14 protein-coding genes are annotated in these 19,340 nt (G+C 45.1%); 3 read left to right on the top strand and 11 right to left on the bottom strand.

Features of this window, described 5'->3' with window-relative positions:
• The first annotated feature begins 10 nt into the window (after nucleotides 1–10).
• A complete protein-coding gene (locus L3D05_RS07860) occupies nucleotides 11–148 on the top strand; it encodes a hypothetical protein (RefSeq protein ID WP_239615471.1) in 138 nt (45 codons plus the stop codon).
• A gap of 358 nt (nucleotides 149–506) precedes the next feature.
• On the opposite strand, the gene L3D05_RS07855 is transcribed toward L3D05_RS07860, so the two are convergent.
• From L3D05_RS07855 to L3D05_RS07830, 6 genes are all read right to left on the bottom strand, one after another.
• On the bottom strand, nucleotides 507–4,226 hold the full coding sequence (locus tag L3D05_RS07855; protein WP_239615470.1) for a YecA family protein: 3,720 nt from the start codon (nucleotides 4,224–4,226) through the stop codon (nucleotides 507–509).
• A gap of 687 nt (nucleotides 4,227–4,913) precedes the next feature.
• The gene (locus L3D05_RS07850) at nucleotides 4,914–6,095 is read right to left on the bottom strand and encodes a hypothetical protein (protein WP_239615469.1); all 1,182 of its coding nucleotides are present in this window, start codon (nucleotides 6,093–6,095) and stop codon (nucleotides 4,914–4,916) included.
• Nucleotides 6,088–7,266, bottom strand: coding sequence for a hypothetical protein (locus tag L3D05_RS07845; protein ID WP_239615468.1), 1,179 nt, complete (start codon nucleotides 7,264–7,266; stop codon nucleotides 6,088–6,090). Before L3D05_RS07845 ends, L3D05_RS07850 begins: the two co-directional genes overlap by 8 nt.
• 282 nt (nucleotides 7,267–7,548) lie before the next feature.
• Nucleotides 7,549–8,028, bottom strand: a complete 480-nt coding sequence (gene rlmH, locus L3D05_RS07840) for a 23S rRNA (pseudouridine(1915)-N(3))-methyltransferase RlmH (protein ID WP_239615467.1) — start codon at nucleotides 8,026–8,028, stop codon at nucleotides 7,549–7,551.
• Nucleotides 8,029–8,192: 164 nt separating this feature from the next.
• Nucleotides 8,193–8,405: a YwbE family protein gene (locus L3D05_RS07835; RefSeq protein ID WP_239615466.1), complete on the bottom strand. Its 213-nt coding sequence runs from the start codon at nucleotides 8,403–8,405 to the stop codon at nucleotides 8,193–8,195.
• Nucleotides 8,406–8,525: 120 nt separating this feature from the next.
• Complete coding sequence (locus L3D05_RS07830; RefSeq protein WP_239615465.1) at nucleotides 8,526–9,704, bottom strand: YhgE/Pip domain-containing protein; 1,179 nt, start codon at nucleotides 9,702–9,704, stop codon at nucleotides 8,526–8,528.
• 184 nt (nucleotides 9,705–9,888) lie between these two features.
• Here L3D05_RS07830 and L3D05_RS07825 point away from each other — a divergent pair, with 184 nt between their 5' ends.
• A complete protein-coding gene (locus tag L3D05_RS07825; RefSeq protein ID WP_239615464.1) occupies nucleotides 9,889–10,500 on the top strand; it encodes a TetR/AcrR family transcriptional regulator in 612 nt (203 codons plus the stop codon).
• 60 nt (nucleotides 10,501–10,560) lie between these two features.
• Here the strand turns inward: L3D05_RS07825 and L3D05_RS07820 are convergent, their stop codons facing one another.
• The 5 genes from L3D05_RS07820 to L3D05_RS07800 form a co-directional block, all read right to left on the bottom strand.
• On the bottom strand, nucleotides 10,561–13,479 hold the full coding sequence (locus tag L3D05_RS07820; protein WP_239615463.1) for an S-layer homology domain-containing protein: 2,919 nt from the start codon (nucleotides 13,477–13,479) through the stop codon (nucleotides 10,561–10,563).
• Between the two features lie 501 nt (nucleotides 13,480–13,980).
• Complete coding sequence (locus L3D05_RS07815) at nucleotides 13,981–15,930, bottom strand: DEAD/DEAH box helicase (RefSeq protein ID WP_239615462.1); 1,950 nt, start codon at nucleotides 15,928–15,930, stop codon at nucleotides 13,981–13,983.
• A gap of 212 nt (nucleotides 15,931–16,142) precedes the next feature.
• Nucleotides 16,143–16,847 carry a hypothetical protein gene (locus L3D05_RS07810; protein ID WP_239615461.1) on the bottom strand — a complete coding sequence of 235 codons (705 nt, stop codon included), beginning with the start codon at nucleotides 16,845–16,847 and terminating at the stop codon, nucleotides 16,143–16,145.
• 15 nt (nucleotides 16,848–16,862) lie between these two features.
• Complete coding sequence (locus L3D05_RS07805; protein ID WP_239615460.1) at nucleotides 16,863–17,609, bottom strand: hypothetical protein; 747 nt, start codon at nucleotides 17,607–17,609, stop codon at nucleotides 16,863–16,865.
• A gap of 10 nt (nucleotides 17,610–17,619) precedes the next feature.
• The gene (locus tag L3D05_RS07800) at nucleotides 17,620–18,846 is read right to left on the bottom strand and encodes an SPFH domain-containing protein (RefSeq protein ID WP_239615459.1); all 1,227 of its coding nucleotides are present in this window, start codon (nucleotides 18,844–18,846) and stop codon (nucleotides 17,620–17,622) included.
• Between the two features lie 324 nt (nucleotides 18,847–19,170).
• Between L3D05_RS07800 and L3D05_RS07795 the strand changes: the two genes are divergently transcribed.
• On the top strand, nucleotides 19,171–19,326 hold the full coding sequence (locus L3D05_RS07795; RefSeq protein WP_169281968.1) for a DUF1540 domain-containing protein: 156 nt from the start codon (nucleotides 19,171–19,173) through the stop codon (nucleotides 19,324–19,326).
• Nucleotides 19,327–19,340 lie beyond the last annotated feature (14 nt).

Below are 19,340 nucleotides of genomic sequence, written 5' to 3'. Positions count from 1 at the left end.
AGCGTGGGATATGACACTTGCTACCGCTTGGACGGCAACGAACGCCTTCGGCCCTTCGCTTGATCCAGAAGCTGCGAAGAACCCTGGCGCGTTAAAAGAGTCCATATCCAGAGCAGTCGCGTTGATGATTCAGGCAGATCGCGCTTAAGACAGAGCAGAAAGCAAAGAAGTACATCGCCACATGAGCGATGTACTCCAAGTCATATACTGTCTGTTGGATCGTCGTCACTTGCTGAATAAAGATCATCGATAAAGACTTCGTTCATTCGCTCTCGGCTACTAACGTTCAAGCGTAAAGCCGTTTAACCGATAGCAGCATCTGTAGCTAACAGCGTCCGCAAGCAGGATGTGCAATCTTCTACCAAAAAAATTAGTCATTACTTGTGATAAGGTTCTCCGTATCACCGTAAAGGCGAAAAATTCAGGGTACCCATGATGATGGATACCCTGATCTTCTCCCACTAATTCGAAATTAGTCCAAAACCTTTACTCAGCCAATCTTGTTTCTATAAGTCCTCAAGCTTTTGCATTAATTCGTAATACGATATTATGGGAAAATCAAGTTTCTTATATCTAGAAGTAAATAGTTTGTTAGTCACCATATAAGGAATAACCACATAGTCCGTAGTTTCTAACTTTAACACAGATGTAACTTTACCCAGATTATTCCTTATATAGTCGATCCTCCTCTGGAATTTCTCATCGTCTCTATGTTGAAAGAAAAAGCTCTTTTGCTGCATTTGGTCCTCGTAGATAGACCCTACTTTTTGAAGAACTTTGCTCTCGATTATCCATATTTCTTTATTAGATTGATTAACAGCAAGAACATCGTAGTCACCTAAGTTATCTGGAAAACCACATTTGGGATATCTTGATGCCAATTCGAACTCTGAAAAAACAAGATGAAAACCCACCTCATTAAATGCACTTGCAATGTCCTGAACCATCTCATCTTCATATCTTTTTTTCCAATTTGTAAGCACTGTTTTCACATTTTCTAAGCCAACTTCATATGGTAGATACCATTCTAGAAAACCACTTCTCCAAGATGTGGATAATTGCCTAATAACAACTGGTGAAAAAATACATTTGCCGTCCTGCAATAATATAGGCTTAACATCAAATCTGTTATCCCGTTTTTCACGCTCCCAAAATGGTAATATATCATGAATTGTACCATTCAAATGTTTTAATTTCTCGCAGTCAATTGTAATAAAACGTAGTGCATTTTCAGCTTTCTCTAGACTATCATCTTGGGGTTCTATTAAAAGTTTAAGGAAATCTGTGATCAATTCATCTGTTTGAACTTCAAATACGTTTGGATAAACTTCTTTAGCAAATGGCTTATCTACAACCTCTAATTGTAGGTATTCCAGTAAGGATATTAATATCCCCAGTTCTATTCCGGTATCGTCAAAAAAAGCACTTGCGGATTGAATAAGAAAATCTTTATCGGTATCATCTTGTTTAATTGTGTAGTGTTCATGCTTATATTTACGTAGAAGCATATCCTCTTGCAGTAGTTCGCTATTCTCAGAAATTATAGTTTCAACCTTATATTCCTGATCAATTTCAATTAATAAATCAGTTTCTGAATAATGAGATATATCAGCGTTATCTTGTAATACAACAAGCCAGTCAGCAAAAGCCAAAAGATTTTCAAATTCATCTATTTTACAATTGGTAGTGGTATCTCTATGTTGAATCCCAAGATTACTTTCTAACAGATACTGAGCCGTTCTTAAATTACGTCTATACTCTTCACGAATGTTTCTAGTTTTCTCCTCGAATTCTTGTTGAACAATAGGATCCAAATCATTGAAGCTTGAGTACCGCTTGAGATTAATTATTATTCCATGCAATTGAGTAGAATAATAGTTCAAAGCCTTTTTGTGTAAATCTTCTTTGCTATACCGTGAAATATGCTCCTCAAAAACTCCTACAATAGCTGTTTGCATTTTTCTAATACCACGAGTTGCTGACTTTCCACGATATTCTCCTGGTTCTACTCCTGCTGAGAAACAAACTTTGGCGATTTCTTTCCTTGCCTTCACAAAATTCAGTGATTCCATTTGGAAATTAGGTGCCCTATCAGAATAATAGTAATCTTGTTTGATAGTAAAGACGCCAACTTCTTTTTTTAGTGAAGAATCCGTATTAACCGCCGATTCCAAATCCGCAAAAGAAGATTGTAAATATTTTTTTAATGGATGTATTAGCTCTAAAAAATAAGTGGATTCTATACTTTTATCAATAGCATTCATCATAGCTGATAGCAGTTCATCTAGATTTGCACTATATCGAATAATTATCGTATCAGTATCGACATAACTATCACTATAAACATATTTCTTGTTACGATCTAAAGTAAACCCAGAAAGGTCAACTTTTTTTGCATAATGCATAGGCATAAACATAACTTGCAGTACTCTTCCTTTTAGAAAAGGTAATACGGCAAGCATTTCCCCGTATCTATTAAACAAGCGTTGATTTAACTCATCAATTGTTCTCAATGCTGTATGATTATTTGGTGTGAAATCTTCACTAATAAAAAACTCTATATTATGTGCTAGAAAAAGGAATGTAGAAGTTCCAATCATCTTTGCCTCACCACCAAAACCTAGACAGCTTTTATGTTCAAACTGTGTATACCCCAACTCCCCCTCTTTAACTTTCCAACTAAAAGGATTAGAAAACATTTTGGATTGTAGATTAAACGGAAAATGAGCCAACTTCTTTGTGTAGTAATCAAATACATAATCATCAGAGCTTCCATATGAAACAGAAATTTGATCATACTCAACAGCACCTGATGCGATATGTTGATGTGCATTTTTCCATGAAAAAAACAAATTACTCTTCCCACCGATGACCATTATTCGTGCTTTTTCTGTTCTGTCATATTCTATAAAGTCCAACAACTCGTTAAAGTCCTCCATAAAACCTAACATATAAATCAAATCAAGAGCAGAACACGAGAACAGATCTCCAACTTCGCCAAAAAATGATCCATGAACAGATATATCTGTGAATGGTTCAATCAGCAAAAAATGTACTGGCATTTCTGCCGAAACATTAATTGCATACCCCCCATTTAGTTCTTCTCTATAATACGTTTCACAGAGTAGCAACTGATTTCTTTCGTGTAACGAATTAAATGTATCGATTTCAGCGTTGATGCTAACATCATTTTCAAAATCACCTTTATTTATCGCAACTAACACTCTATCGTCGCTGATGGTCATAAATGCTAGCTGATTTTTCGTGTAAGGTTTCCCTGTCTCCTTATTAAAAATTCTAGGTGCAATGAGAACTCGTGAACGGTCATTATTTGAAAAATTAAAAGTGGTTTCTATCAACATTCCAAGTGTCAAGTTAATATGGCGATGATATTCTTCCCTTGTTGCCAAAGAGAGGAGCTTTTTATAGAAATCGACCAATATTGATATATTATAAAGTGAATAGTAGTCTTCCTTATAAACGAAGAAATGCCGCATTTCGATTGGACATTTTTGATATCCCATAATTTGAAATACTTGTTTTGACAATTCTATAAATTCTATTGAATTAATAAGGCAATTCACTGCTAGCCAAAACTGCTCTGAAGGCATTTCAAACACGATATCGTCAGAAGAAGAATCATTGCTACCAGCAAGTGTATCTATTATCTTTCGGTTATAAAGCAATATGGTATTAAGGTCTTCATTCATGTCAATAACTTTGGCCAATATAGGAAGATAATTCATCGCAGCATATACTTGTTCGTGACCAGTACCAAGGATTATTGGAAAGCTCTCGCCACCAACATTGATTTTAACTTCGCCAAAGTCATTTAATGTCAAGTCTTCTCTATATGTTATCGGTAAATGAATAGCAATCGAATCAAAAAACGCTTTAAACTCGGAATACTCCTTTATATTTCGACTTCCGAACTCTTTAGTATTACTTAACGATAGATTTAATGTTAATATTTGGGCCAATGCCGAACGATTATTTGCCCACGAGTTAATACAAAAAACAGCTTTTGTAACATCATCTATGGTATAAAGGGATATGATTTTCTCAAGTTCCTTTGATTTAGCTTCAATATATTCAAAATCAGAAACACTATTTTCAATTGGTATTGTATTTATATTTGAGACACTACGTTTGGGTTTATCAATACAGCATGTTTTGTACTTCTTTCCACTTCCACAATTGCAGGGATCATTGCGACCAATTCCCATTTTTATTTCCTCCTAATATTAAATTAAGTTTCATAATCTCCGAAGTTGATTGAACAGCATCAATTTGAAAATACATCTGATTAAAAAAATAGGAGCAACCACGTGGGCTACTCCTACTAGAAATTATTCACTTTCCCCGACCCCGTAGATACATCTGCTGGTTTCTTAAACGTGAGCGTAATGAATGGTGCTGTAATATTAAAACCTTCAAACCATCTTGCTGCTTGTTTTCCCATGCGCCCCCCCCCCCCCCCCTTTACGAACCTTTCCAACTACGGAATCGCTCTGCCCGTTGTTTCGGGGGGCCTGTGAAGTAATGGTCGGGGAAAATGAATAATTCACCTATATTATACCAAATAGTATATTTATGATCAAACTCTGAACTTTTAATTTTAAAAAAAGCTACAATCACTTGACCACTGGGTACACAAGAGCTTGAATTGAATATATAATAATGCATTACAAAAATTTGAAATCAATTTTCGCTCTACTTATGATACGGTTCAGCGTATCATCTATAGGGCGAAATCGAAAGGCACCCGATTGGGTGCCTTCATTTATTGTTCTTTAGTAAACCAAACTTAATAAATCGCCATTCAACCGGTTTATTTAATCTATCTTACTATCTTACTATCTTTTCTGCGATTGAATACTACTTTGTAGATCAAGAACTGCAGAGGATAAATTCTAGGTTACAATTGCATAGTATACTACCTTTTGAATTAGTGGCATAATACCCTTCACCGAGTTTTCATGATCTGGCAACATTCTATTAAACCAATTTTCTGTTTCTCTTCGGTGAGCAACAGCATTTCTAAAAGAATATAATAGTCCACCCAAAACTCGTTTTCCATTTACTTCATTGCTATTCCAAAATTTAAAGTCTGATGTTCCTGCTATGCTAGCGGTATTCTCTATTTTTAATTTAAAACTCGGGTCCACAAAGCTAATAATTTCGTTATACGAACTAGAAGTAATTCTATGAACAAGTATCTCCTTAGCGCAAGATGCTTCGGTTATTGCTTGAGAAACTTTTCTACTAAATTTATCTGCTCTAGGTGTAGTCGTAACAAAATCAGTAATTAAATACTCCACCAAATTATCAAACATATGTTCTACTATATGCCAGTAGCGGAGAATTGCATCAAATGGATCTTCTGCTATGGAAGCAAATCTAAACATCCTTGATCTTTCAATAGAGAAATCTGTAGGAATACTGAGACTTACCAAACCAGGGATAATATCATCTTCTATTTGGGCACAACCATTATTAATCGAATGATTCCATTTTGATCGTGGTTTAAATGCATGGAGACCAATAGCGGACAGCTCCAGTAATACTGCTTCTATTTCTATTTCTGATTGTGTAAATAATCTTACATATCCAGCAAATGAGGAAATGGAGTCGATAAGATTTCCGCTTGAATTAAATCTAACTATCCATTCCGAGGGATTTTTCAAGATAAACTTACAAACTACTTCATCACTACATAATGGGTTTTGGATAACTTCGGCTACTTTACTCGTTCCATTGAAAAATTCCCATTTTCCCGCATCTGTTATTACTAGAGGGTCTGACGACCATAATATTAACACTATATGATTATTATGCTCCACCCCTTCATGACTCCAATAATTTGCTGAAACGATTTGATGGGTGCTAATAAAGATATTAAGCATTTCAAAGGGTATCAGCGTCCGAATTCCAGTTTCGCCGAACTGAAGCGAAACAGGTCCATTTGAACCTGATGCGACTTCATTTTGAAAATCGCTTACTAAATTAGTATAATATTCATCTACTTCACTTATTAAGTTATATGTCGACAATTCAGGAGTTTCAACAAGTCTAGATATCACGTCTTTAAGCATTGGATTTTGATTCCCTTTTGATCGCTTTATTCCAATAAACTTCAAAATCTTCAGCCACAGGGTTGGATAAATCTAGCCCCTCAATGAATTCAAGAAATGCCCTATAGAAAAGTCTTCTTTCGAAATCCCCTACTCGCTTTGATTGTATCTGTTTAGTTTCTGCAAACCAACTTAACCCCAACGGGTCTTCGGTTTCTTCTTGAAATATCGAAAGCAACACTTCTTCAGCTTTTTTCATGTGTTCATGCCCAAATTTCAAATAACCCTCGCCCCATGCAGCAGATATCCCTACAAGAGTTGGTTGTGATCCTAATACTGAATAAGCATTATTATTTTCGAATCCAAATTCCTTTAAATTAGTGTAATTTTCATGAATGCTTTTATCCAACGAACCGATAATAAATGCAAAATGTTTTATCTCTTCATCAGTGTTTTCTAATTTGTCTGAATGACTTGATAAAAAATCTAATTTCTCTAATCGTTGGGCCACTTCGTTGTTCTTATCCACTTCGGGATCTCCACCAATAAATGCTAAAAACGCTTCTATTACATCACTAAATTTATATTGACACATTCCGTTTCTATTTCTTGTTTCCTTTCCCTCTTCAAACAATTCAAGCTCCACTATTAATTCCTTTAGCTTTGTCTTCAGTGGAAAATTCAATATTTCTAATTGATGACGAAGTGACATAGTTGTTTGCCCCGCATTCAAGACAACCATCCTATATAGTAGCGCTAATATTGGGATGTTCACCCACATCTCAATTCGTATCTCTGATTTCAGAAATCGATCTAATTCTTCTCCGTTTAAACTCTCCTTAACTTGAATAAAACAGTTTGTTCTTTGAATTCCATCAAGTATTGAAATATTATTTTCTCCAATACCTTTTATAGCCTGCTCTATTTCAGCGTCTTGGGCTCCTTCATTTATCTCAACCGGATTAATAACAGCAATAGATAACGCTGGAACTGTAGTTCCAACTTTAAGATCCTCTATTAATCTCTTAAAAACTTTATTTCTGGAAGGAGGTAGAACTTTTCTTTGATAATAACTACTTCTCATTTTATTTTGGGTCAAGCCTATGTATTCTTCCATAGAAACTGTTACTAGTACAGAAAGTGCATTTAACTTTTTATCAAATGCTTTATGAATTAATTTCACTGATTCCAAACTAATCACCCTTTCATTAAGACGGTTAAATTTTACATATAGTATAATCGAAATACTAGTTCAGTTCGATAAGAATCAACATTTCACCTTACAATTGTTCTCATATTTAGACGTTCATAAACTATTCAAAATCTTTCATGGTGGACATTCTATAAGTATCCACCTGACGTCATTCATCAAACATATTTCTTCTCATTTCAAGTCACATTCCTTAAAGTGGAATGTTTTAATCAACCAAGCTCGTTTAAATGCTGGTATTTAATTTTAGTATCAAATTACGCCTTATTTATGGTACGGTTCCCCCCGATTAATCTTAAAAGCCCGATAAACCTGCTCCAGCAACAACACCCGCATCAACTGGTGAGGGTAAGTCATGCGGCCGAAGCTGAGCTTCTTGTCGGCGCGCGACAACACCGCCGCCGACAACCCCAGCGAGCCGCCGATGACGAAAGACACAGCCCCTCCGCCGTAGACGGCTTGCTTGTCCAGGTGCGCGGCTAGCTGCTCGCTCGTCCATGTCTCTCCGTCAATGGCGAGGGCAACGACGTGCGCGTCGGGCTTTAACGCCGCGAGGATACGCTCCCCTTCGCGAATGCGTACTTGCTCCTCCTCTGCCGGGCTCATCGAATCCGGCGTCTTCTCGTCCGGCAGCTCCCGGATATCTAGACGCGCGTACGCCCCCAATCGCTTAGCGTATTCCTCTATCGCTCCCGTCCAATATTTCTCCTTTAACTTTCCTACGCACACCACTTGAATCTGCATATCTTCTTCAGCCCCGCTCTCGTCATCTGTACTTTCATCGTATCATAAGCACCCGACTCTCCCAAGCCGGATCGGAAACCATTCCGAACAAAAAAATCCCTATTCTCAATGGAATAAGGATAAAATTCTCTTCTGTTACAATAGGCTTCTTCTTATTGTGCCCTCTACATAGTTCCGTTGGTAATAATATTCTGAACCCGTCCGACTTGGCCATCCTGCAATCGAACCTTGATTCCATGCGGATGCTGAGGCGAGTTCGTCAGCAAATCTTTTACGATTCCGCGAGTCAATTTGCCCGTTCTCTGATCTTGCTTCAATACGATATCGACCTCAAGCCCTGGCTTGACGTCGCTGCGGATCTTACCGTTCCCTGCCATACTCTCGTTCATCTCCTGAGTCTCTGCATCTAGTAAGTCCTATCGTACCATATGCGGCCCCGTAATGAAAAAGCCGGCCCTCTCTCCAAGGAGAGCAGGCCGCCGAGTTATAACCTTCATTTATGCCGTTTGTGCAACCGGATTCGGTTTCGCTTTGGCCTTCTTCACGCTTGAAGCGAGCAGAACGACTAGGAATGCACCGCCGATTAACCATAACACGGTAGCATTGGAGCTCACCGAATCTAAGCCGCCGAAGTACATGACCTCGCGCAATCCCCCGGAGACAAACCGGAGAGGAGTCCACGAATAGATCCAATTCTGCGTCGTCTGCGACAAAAACTCCGGAGCCATGTTCAGGACAGGCATCGAGAAGAACATTAACAGCACCAAGATCGCCATCGCCGGCATCCCGATCCAGTTCAGCAATGTGGACTGAATAAGGAAGAATACCGCGCCTCCCAGCCATAAGAACAGCCAAGTATCGACCGCTTGCGCCAGCTCCATGCCGTACCAAGAGGAAGCCATCCATACGAGGAAACCGGATGCCGCGCCTACGATTGCTAGTCCAGCTGGTGTCTGCGACAAGATTACCGTCCATCTACGCGCACCGCCCGCTAACGTCTTCTGGATCGATAAGAATAAGATCATCGCTGTAACCAAGCTACCCATCCACATAATCTGTGTGAGCAATCCCGGCGCATTACCGCTCGCGTTATTCACGCCGACTGCATGAACGCTTTCTTCCTGCACTACGATAGGCGCAAGCAACGCTTGTGCCGTAGCTACCGGAACTTGCCCGCCGGTCTGCTGTCCGATCTGCCCGAGCAATTGATTCGATAGCTCTAAGCTAACTGCTTTCATCGCCTGCCCTAGAACTTGCTTCACGACCGTCGCGGCTTGCGTATTCATCCCATCGTTCGCGATGATCCTAACGGTAGCCGGCTTAGGGGTCGGGGTCGCAAGCGACAGCAGCCCGCTGCTTAAATCGGCAGGAATCACTAACGCGCCGTAGTATTCATGTTCATCAAGTCCCACCCGTGCTTCTTCTTCCGAACCGACGATTTCCCAGTTCACCGGAAGCTGCGTATTCGCCGTCAGCTTATCCTTAATCATTTCTCCTACCGCAAGAGCGCCGCCAGTCGGAAGATCCGCCGGCTGATCGAGTACAACAAGTGCCACGGGAAGCTCTTTAGGCTTTGTACCCAGCACCGATCCCATCATCGCGGCACCGAACACGATTAATACGACCATGACGATAATAATCCCGATCCACAACAGTTTTTGCTTAAAAATAGCCACTCTCTCTCCACCTTCTCTTTGTCTATTTTAATGAACGTGATGTTGATTAATGATCATTGTGTTCATTATAATAAGAGTACAAGCGACAATTCAATAATCATATTAAGGCTCATTTGTTCATTAACCATCACCCGAACAAGCTTCTGTTTATTATCTACTCCATGGAATCGAAGGAGATGCCCCGATGTCAGATAAAATAGATCGTCGAAAGGTCCGTACGCAGCAGCTGCTACATGGCGCGCTTATTGAACTTCTTCAGGAAAAGGGTGCAGAAGCGGTTACGGTCACCGATATTTCAAACCGGGCCGGCATTAACCGAGGAACTTTCTACCTGCACTACCGGGATGTCGCCGACATGCTTGAGCAATGGAAAGAAGAAACATTCGATCTCATCCGAAGCAGAGTACGCCAATTAGACGTCATGGAATTATCCGAATATGCCCGCAAGGATGAACCCTATCCAAGAATGGTTGAGCTTTTCGAAGAAATCGCCCGTAACGCTCCTTTTTTCAAGCTCATGTTCGGCCCTAAAGGCGATCCTGCATACATGACACAGTATAAGGATTTAATGATTAGCCATATTTTCAGCAAAATGAATTACTATAAGCCCAATGGAGACGGTTTCCTCGTACCGATGGACTATTTAATCTCCTATATCGCTTCCGCTAATCTTGGATTGGTCATGCACTGGATACAGACGGGGATGAATGAAACCCCGCAAGAGTTAAGTCTTATCTTAGTGCGCATTTTCAATCACGGACCTCTCGCGACCGCGGGGTTAAAGCTAGAGCCTTGAAACGAGAAAAAAAACGACTCCCGTTATTAACTAACGGGAGTCGTTTCTATGTCTATCTGTTTATAGGTGCGGAGTCGCGGCTTTTATCGCAGTCAATAATTCCGTGAGGGCATCTATATAATCTTGTTTGGATGCATTCGGGTTATTTAAAACGCTTCGCGCTTCCTGAATTCGCGTAACTAACGACGTCCCAGGAATCGGATTTGCAATTCCTTCGGCATAATTAACCGCATTTAGAAGCGCCACCTCTACCGTCGGTAACCAGATCGATACGACTTTCGTTTGAGGATTGTGCCCCCCAACCGAAACTTCGATCGTTGCTTTATACTCGATAGACGCATCCGAAGTATTAAACGCGGTAAGCTTCATCCAAGATGAATCGCCCGCGATTTGCAAATACGTGGCACCTGTTACGGTTACGGATTCCAAGTTCGTAATACGGAAGTCGGTCATGGAGCCCAATATCCCGTCAACTGTGTTTAAGTAAACAGCATCGTTCACCGAAGTATCGTCCCACACCTCAAAATCAATGAATTTATTGGCTTGGCTAGCCGCGTATGCTGCTTCGGATGCTACAGCAACGGAAAGCTGAGAGCTCAGCGCTTTACCAACACTTTTGACCGCAACCTGAATCGTACTTCCATTGGTCCCGAAATCCTCGTTGGAGATGACGATGCTATCATCGCCGGGTGCAACGGGAACAGAGTTATACGAGGTCTGATCGGCTTTGTAATAATACACGACATCCGTATCGGAAAGATTGTTAACCGTCAGTACATCGTTAGCGCCGTAGTTATTCTCGTAAGTTACTTCGCTAGCCAATGGCTGTCTGCTTATGCCGGAGTCCGTCATCTCCGGAGCGGTAATCGTCATCACGTTCCGTTCCGTGAACGTAATGTTCGCACCGTCGATATTCATTTGGAAAACATCCCAGTATCTTTCGTCCCCATCGCCGGTAGGAATAAGGTAAGTCTTCGTTGGCGTCGTTGCCGCTCCAACATATACTTCTACTTTGGCCCCGGATTTGCGGAGCGTGCTGATACCTGCATAATGATGAACGTAGAACTGATAGTTCCCGTTAACGCGTTGACGGATCGTCGTCGTTTCAGGTCCGTAGCTTTCTACATCGTCGATATCCAAATCCGCAATCTTCACGCCGTCCACGACATGTTCTTTTTGATTATACCACGTGTGGTAAACGCCACCCGCCGGGCTTGGTCCCAACAAATGCGAATCTTCATCCCGCGGATTTTCTCCCCAGCTTAACACGATACGAATTTCTTGCTCTTGAGGAACCGTTACGATCGTGGCATTTTGTCCAGGATTGTAACCGCCTGCGGATAACGAAACTCCTACGACATAAGTTTTCAGATATCCGGCTTTTACGACTTCGCCATAATAAACGCCAGGGCTGACCGTAACCGAATATTTACCGGTCGCGTTCGTTTCCGCTGTAGCAACAACCTCGCCCGTTGCATTTCCAAGTCCTTTGCGGAACTTGATAATTACGCCCGCTACCGGTTGGTGGTTCGCATCGATGATCGTACCCGAGAAACCATATACGGTTGTACTAGGGGTAGACCCGCCGGAAGAGCTAGATCCACCGCCGCCGGACCCGCTGTTTGAGCTAGTGTTAGTTGTCGTCTGGCCGTTAACGGTTGCATGGACTCCGTTGCCGACAATGACGTTATTTGGCCTCTGGGCAATCGTTGAACCTTCAGCATTAATAGTAGCCGTCCCAATCGAGCCTTGGCCGGAAACATTAGTAAGAGCATTAAGGATCAAAGAGACGATATTAGCGCCGGATCCAACGCTCAGGTTCGTATTAGTAGCGGATTGTCCGACTAATAGTTCGGCAATCGAGCCTTCTTCCAGATTGATCTGAAGAGACGTCGCGATAACGTCAACCGTCTCGAATCTACCGGATAGAGTGACTTCCGCGTTAGCCGGAATCGCTTGAGACAACACAAGATCCCCGAAACCGCTGCCGGTCAATTGGGATTCTTCCAACCGCGCTCCGGATTGAAGCGTGATCTGTTCAACTGTCGTCGAACCTTCCGCAACGATGCGGATACTGCCATCTTTCTTATCGACGATTACCGTTAAGAGTACGGAATCCGTAATGTGAATACTGTTCTTGCCGCCGCCGTTAATAATCGTCTTGCCCTTGACGGTCACGTTCTTAAGGAAAACATCGCCTTCGCCGATGCCGGCCGCTAAGACCAGGTTGCCTTCAATCACGATATTGTTCAAGGTTACGCCGGAAACCGTAACGGTTGCCGAGCCTTTGATGGTTTCCGTTGCATCTTTAGAGCCGTATTCTCCCGCTTTGTCATAAATCTTGGCGAAGTTTTGTTTCGGTACGGCGCGGTCGATGACCGCCACGGCTTCCGCTCTCGTTAAACTATCCTGAGGACGGAATTTCCCATTGCTCGCGTTCATGTATCCCGCGTCGATGACGGCGCCGATCGCGGACTTGCTCTGCGCGGACAGACCAGCCGTATCCTTCAATTTATCGGCGCTTTTCGATGAGCCTAGCTTCTGGAGCTTGGCCACGATAATGGCCGTCTCTAGACGCGTAATCGTCTTCTTAGGCTTGAAGGTTTTGTCTGGATAACCGTTTATATAACCCGCCGCTTTCGCTTTTGCCACATCCGCGTAGTACCAATCCTTCGCGGATACGTCCTTAAAGCTAATTGCCGCTTGTTGTGTAAATGAGTTCGCTCTGTTCACGAAGCTCGCGAATTCCGCTCTGGTAATTTGACTGTCCGGTTTAAGAGAACCATCCTTGTAACCGTTAATGTATCCTTTTTCGAGCCATGATTTCATGACCGACTCGGCCCAATGCCCTTTGATGTCGTTGCCTACGGACTTCTCCGACGTTTCAGCAGCGAATGCTGTTCCGAATGAGGACAGCACGATGCACAGGGAAAGAAATACTGCAAAAGCTTTCTGACTGAAGATTTGACTGAACTTCAATGTACGGACCCTCCGATAAAAAAATAGTAACATTGTGCTATATTAGCTCCCTCGTAAAACAGGTCAAAAGAACTACATATAGTCACAAAGTTCGACATTCATAAATATACCATGTAAATTCAGGGGATTGTTGGGAGATCGGTTTTTTTAGATAATCTTTAACTAGTCTTATAGAAACCCATAATAAAGACGGGTACTTGAAGAACGGACACCAGAGACCTTATTGGCTGAATAAACCACAGTTGCTGGTTGCTTACGGACACTACAGACCTTATTTCACACCAATTCATGCGTTTTGGAGCCATTACGAGCAAATAAGGTCATCTGTGTCCGTTTGAAAGCGATTCGACCCTCAAAATTCACAAATAAGGTCATCTGTGTCCGTTTGGGTGAAGCCTAACTAAACACGTTGTCATGTTCTTATTTACAAGAAAAGCTCAAATTTCATAAAAAAACGGCCTCCAGCTTCTATTCCGAAGCCGAGACCGCTATTCCTATTGTCTATCTGCCGCGAGATGATCCGCGACCGCCACGGCCGCCTCCGCCGGAAGGCCCTTTGGCACCTTTAAAGCTACCGCCCTTGCCGCCGCCGAATCCGCCGCCGCCGCTCTTCGGCCCGGACGATCGCCCGCCACCGAAGCTGCTTGCCCCGCGCGATTCGGTCTTGCGACCGCCTTTGGCACCGCCGCCGCTGAATCCGCCTGCGCCAGAACGTCCGCCAGCCCCGCCGCGACCTTCTCCATTGCGGTCGAACCTAGCGTTCTCCGCTGCCCGCTCGGACAATCGCTCGGCGGAATTCCGCCTGCTCGATCCGCCGCCGGAGCCTGGGCGACCCGCCCCGCGTTCATCCGCCGAACGCCCAAAGCCGCCCGTTGAGCGGTCGGAACTCCCCGATCGGCCCGTGCCAGCAGCACGTCCGAAACCGCCACGCTCGCCGGCCGGCTTCCGCCCAGCTCCCGCATTTCCTCTGCCGCCCGAGAACCCGTCGCGTTCTCCGCGCTCGCGGAACGTAAATCCGATCGCCTCATCCGCTGCCGACGATGACGCATCCGTCGTCGTTGACCGGCCGCTGCGCCCAGCCTTCACCGCATCTCTGCTCTGCCCGCGATCTACCCACTCGCCCGTGCTCGAGCGGTTGCCCATGCCCGGCTTCGCAGCTGGAGCACCGCGCCGCTTATCGCCACCGCGTCCGCCGCCAGCTCCGCCACGCGCTTTACTCGCGCTAATGCTCCGGCCTTTCGCCGCGCCCGTGCTGCTCCCGCGTGAACGGCCACCGCCGTCACGGCCAAGCCCGCCGCTGCTTCGCGTGCCTTCCAGTCCGCCTCCGCCAAGAGATGCACCCTCTTCGCTTCTGCGCTCCATCGTCATCTGAATCCCATTCTCGATATCCGCTAGCTCGCGGCGGTCTTTCGGCGCGATCAACGTGATCGCTAAACCTTTCTCGCCCGCGCGCCCTGTCCGGCCGATCCGATGAATATAACTCTCCACATCCAACGGGACATCGTAGTTGAATACATGGGTCACGCCTTCCACGTCCAACCCGCGAGCCGCGACATCCGTTGCGACCAGCAATTGCAGCCTCGCGTCGCGGAACCGTTTCATGACTTGTTCCCGCTTCATTTGGGACAGATCGCCATGCAGCTCATCCGACGAATAACCCATCTCCTGCAAAGCCACGTTCAACGTATTCGCCCGCCGCTTCGTCCGGCAGAAAATAATGCTCAAATAAGGCTGAGTCGCTTCAAGCAAGTTCACCAAAGTGTCCTGCTTGTTCCGGTCGGATGTTTCCACCACCCATTGGCGAATATCCTTCACCGTTACGCGCTCGGTCTTGACCGTAACGTGCTGCGGATTACGAAGAATTCTTCCGGCCATTTCCCGAATCGATGCCGGCATCGTAGCCGAGAACAGCATCGCTTGCTTCTTATATGGAGTCTGCCGAAGAATCTCCTCGACTTCCTTCAAGAATCCCATGTGAAGCATCTGATCCGCTTCGTCCAACACGAGCATTTTCACGCCGTCCAGCTTAATCGTTTCCCGACGCAGATGATCGAGCAGCCTTCCCGGCGTCGCTACGATCATATGCATATCGCCCTTCAGTTTGTGTAGCTGAGCTTCAACGTCCTGTCCTCCGTACACGGCCAGAACCTTGATTCCGTCTTCCCGCGTCAGCAGCTTCTTAATCTCCGCCGTTATCTGTATCGCCAGCTCCCGCGTAGGCGTTACGATCAGCCCCTGCACCTGAGGCACGTCCGTCCTGATCTTATCGAGCATCGGCAGCACGAACGCCAACGTTTTCCCTGTCCCCGTCTGTGCTTGGCTGATGACGTCATGACCAGCCTTCACGATCGGAATCGTTTCCTCCTGCACCGGCGTCGGCGTTACGATCCCCATCTCTTTTAGTATCGCAACACGGCCCTCTGACACGCCTAATCCCGCAAAATCCGTCACTTGATCCACTCCATCCTATATTCCCTGTTTCATTGGCTCACTAAACCCAAACCCAACGCATCCGATCCGATTCTTAGGCCATTACCCTCTATCCTACCACATCCGGGCAAGCGACATGTACTGTTACCCGTATTCCGCATAAGACAAAACCCGCGTAAGCGTTTAATTAATCACGCTACGCGGGTTTTACTCTCCAACTCCTATGATCCAGATCATGCCGGAACGAACAAGACATTCCCGCAAAACTCGCAATCCTTGGACTCGCCCGGAACGACGCGGGAGGCGGAACCGCATCCGGAGCAAGTAATCGGCTGAGTAGCAACCGGGCTTGCCGATCCTCTCGGTCCATTCACGACAATCTCGCTTCTCGTCGCCGTGGCAGGGGTTCCCGATGATGATCCCGTGCGGCCACTGAGCTTAACTACCCTGTTCGCCGGATCTAACGTCGCGCCGAGCAATTTACCGGAAGCGATCATGTAACTGAGATCCTGGGTCACGTTACGCACGTTCTCGCCCGTTAACTCGGAAATTCGATCCAACGAATCGACTCCTTGGGCTGTCGTGATATTATAATATAAATTGTACAAATTGGTCATTTTCTTCTTCCTGCTTGCTCCCAGCACGTAGAAGACAAAAGCCGGAAGCCCGAGAACAATGGCGAAGACGATGAGAACCGCCGTCACATCGGACGAGGTCATCGTAGATGACCCCGCTGACGCAAGAAGGATGATGCCCGCAACCGCCGCGAAGAAGGTTACGAAGGAATGTCCCGTCAACCGATAATCCATCGCTCTCAGGTGATTATATTTGAAATGCACCGCAAACCTAATAATTAACAACACGATCCCCACCGGGAAAAAAATAAACATTGTCGCCAGAATAATAGCGCCATGAATTCTAGGTTGATCTATCGTCAAGATACGTTCCCCCACTTATCCCTTCAATTGAATGAGCCTTTGATTCCTGTTCGTGACCCCATTTGAAATATCGCGAATTTCCCTGCCAAGCCTCTCGGCTTCCCCGTCCATTACCTCTGCCTGCACAAGCTTGCTAACCTTGCCTGCCAATAATTGAATTCCATTCAGGATATCCTCTTCCTCACCGGTAAGAGTCGGATGCGAGGTTGGATCGCTATACCGAATCTTCTCGTCCAATTCCTTGATTCCCTTCGAGAGCCCGCTTCCCGCTTCATCGTCCCAGCCTTCCAGCTCTTGTTTGATGGAAAGAAGCGTATGTCGCGCATCCGGCACCCATTGTATCGAGGAAGAAGAAACTTCATCATCCTGTTGTTCCGCATGCCGCGTATAAAGGGTGACCAAGCTCGCCATGATCGCTGCCAGAGCCAATCCGATGAAATGCAGCAGACCATAAGAGAAGGTCGAGATATCGAGCGCCAGCGAAAATACGATGATGAATACGATTACGGCAATCAGATATAGTCCGGCTATCACGCTGTAAGCCAAATATCCCGGAATTAACGATCTCTTCCCGTTGCTGCTATAGTGCAGCGCTAAACCATATATCGCGGTTTCCGCCAAGATCAGGCCGCCTAATGATATCCAAGTGTGGCTTGTCCGGGAGAAAGGCAAGCCGATCAGGAATATGACCGCTAAAGTAAGGAATATGGCCAGTACGTATATAAGGGTTACAATTCTTGCAAAGTCCCTTTTCTTATCCATGCCAAGCCTCCTAGTCGATCAATTTATTGCCGCACTCCAGGCAGAACTTCTGGCCCGGCTTTACCTCATGCTGGCATTGGCCGCATTTCAAGCTCGTGCTCGTTCCGCAATTCGCGCAGAACTTACCTGCCGGATCAACCTTTTCGCCGCAATTACGGCAAGGGACTCCGCCAATCGTATGATTGCACTTCGAACAGCTTACGGCGTCTTGGGCATTGTCCGTGCCGCATTGTGGACAAGCGTTATAGGGATCTCCGCAATGCAGACAGAACTTGGCGCTTGCGGGAAAAGTCTTGCCGCAAGAATTGCAGGCTACTTCCGCGGATTGTGGGGCAGCTGGAGCCGGAGCCGGAGCGATGTTCATTTGATTGGTCAAGCCCGACATCTGGTTTCCGACCGCTCCTCCTATTCCGAACCCCATCCCTAATCCGATTCCCGCTCCCATGACGTTCGCGCTGCCGCTGCCTTCGTTCCTCGCGGCGCCTTCTAGCGTATCGAAAGTCCGTTCTTGCTGATAGGTGTATCCGAGAATTTCCATTTCGGCCTTCTTGGATAGCGCATCCTTTAACCTCACGGTTGCCGGATCATCATCCGGAATGTTGATGGAGTCGACGAAGAAATTAAGAATTCGAATCCCGAATTCCAGGAAAACAGGTCCGATCCGTTCCTCGATGTGCTTGGAGATTTCCGAAATATAGGCGTTAATCTCCAGAACGCTGATTTTCTTGAACACTAAGTACGACGAGATTAGCTCGTTAATGTTCATCATTAGCAATCCGCGGAAATGTCTCGTCATCGCTTCCTTATCGAATACCGGAATCGTTCCGATCAGCTTCAATAGAAACTTCCGCGAATCCTCGATCTGCAGGCCGAACTGCCCGAAGGAACGAACGGATACGATAATCTGATACTTAGGGTCTTGCAACTGCAGCGGAGACGCCGTTCCCCATTTGACGTCGAGAGAGTTGATCTTGTTGACGTACCAGACCTCGGCCGAGAACGGGGATCTTCCTCCGAAAGGAAGATTTACGATCGTCTGCAGTCCCGGTATATTTTGCGTGCTTAACGTGTGCCTGCCCGCTCCGAACAGATCAAGCGCCTTGCCGCCTTTGAACAGTATCGCTTCCTGAGTCTCGTTCACGATCAATTGCGTCCAGGTTCCCAACTCTTGATTGGGATATCTCCATGCGAACACGTCCGCAGGTCCATCGAATTTGACGACTTCAACGATTGCCATTGCGCGCTTGCCCCCTTCATTAATTAAATCGCCTTTTAACGTACCGCCGAACAATTTCAAGCACGATTCAACAAATTTCGATTCTCTTTTCTATTCTACGTTTAATAAAATTTTCCTTTGAAACATTTGCCACAACATCAAAAAGATTCTGAATAATTCCAAAAAAACGCAAAAAAAGCCCGGAAACCCCTTTTTCAAGAAGGTTGCGGGCTACTGCACGTATAAACGAACTACCTTCGTCCATCCTAGTGAGAGGTAAGAGTCCAGAAGATCAGGGTTTCCCTGCATCCTATGGAATTACCTCTTAAAGGAGGTGAATAAGCCATGGCCAAGGACGTGCTCTGCGAAGTGAATTCCTGTAAGCATTGGGCGCCAGGCAACGCCTGTAACGCTTCCTCTATCTACGTTGTGAACAATCGGAACAAGCAGGCTTCCCATTCGGAAGAAACCGACTGCAAGACGTTCGAATCGAAAATCTAAGATGTGCCCCACAC

This window comes from Cohnella mopanensis (assembly GCF_022352055.1).
Taxonomy (GTDB): Bacteria; Bacillota; Bacilli; order Paenibacillales; family Paenibacillaceae; genus Cohnella; species Cohnella mopanensis.
This window is presented reverse-complemented; position numbering and strand designations above follow the sequence as displayed.

What these genes read in the sequence shown, in the direction of transcription:
- L3D05_RS07855 (WP_239615470.1), bottom strand. Translation starts at nt 4,226, where the DNA reads ATGGGAATTGGTCGCAATGATCCCTGCAATTGTGGAAGTGGAAAGAAG.
- L3D05_RS07860 (WP_239615471.1), top strand. Translation starts at nt 11, where the DNA reads ATGACACTTGCTACCGCTTGGACGGCAACGAACGCCTTCGGCCCTTCG.
- L3D05_RS07800 (WP_239615459.1), bottom strand. Translation starts at nt 18,846, where the DNA reads ATGGCAATCGTTGAAGTCGTCAAATTCGATGGACCTGCGGACGTGTTC.
- L3D05_RS07850 (WP_239615469.1), bottom strand. Translation starts at nt 6,095, where the DNA reads ATGCTTAAAGACGTGATATCTAGACTTGTTGAAACTCCTGAATTGTCG.
- rlmH (WP_239615467.1), bottom strand. Translation starts at nt 8,028, where the DNA reads ATGCAGATTCAAGTGGTGTGCGTAGGAAAGTTAAAGGAGAAATATTGG.
- L3D05_RS07825 (WP_239615464.1), top strand. Translation starts at nt 9,889, where the DNA reads ATGTCAGATAAAATAGATCGTCGAAAGGTCCGTACGCAGCAGCTGCTA.
- L3D05_RS07835 (WP_239615466.1), bottom strand. Translation starts at nt 8,405, where the DNA reads ATGGCAGGGAACGGTAAGATCCGCAGCGACGTCAAGCCAGGGCTTGAG.
- L3D05_RS07795 (WP_169281968.1), top strand. Translation starts at nt 19,171, where the DNA reads ATGGCCAAGGACGTGCTCTGCGAAGTGAATTCCTGTAAGCATTGGGCG.
- L3D05_RS07805 (WP_239615460.1), bottom strand. Translation starts at nt 17,609, where the DNA reads ATGGATAAGAAAAGGGACTTTGCAAGAATTGTAACCCTTATATACGTA.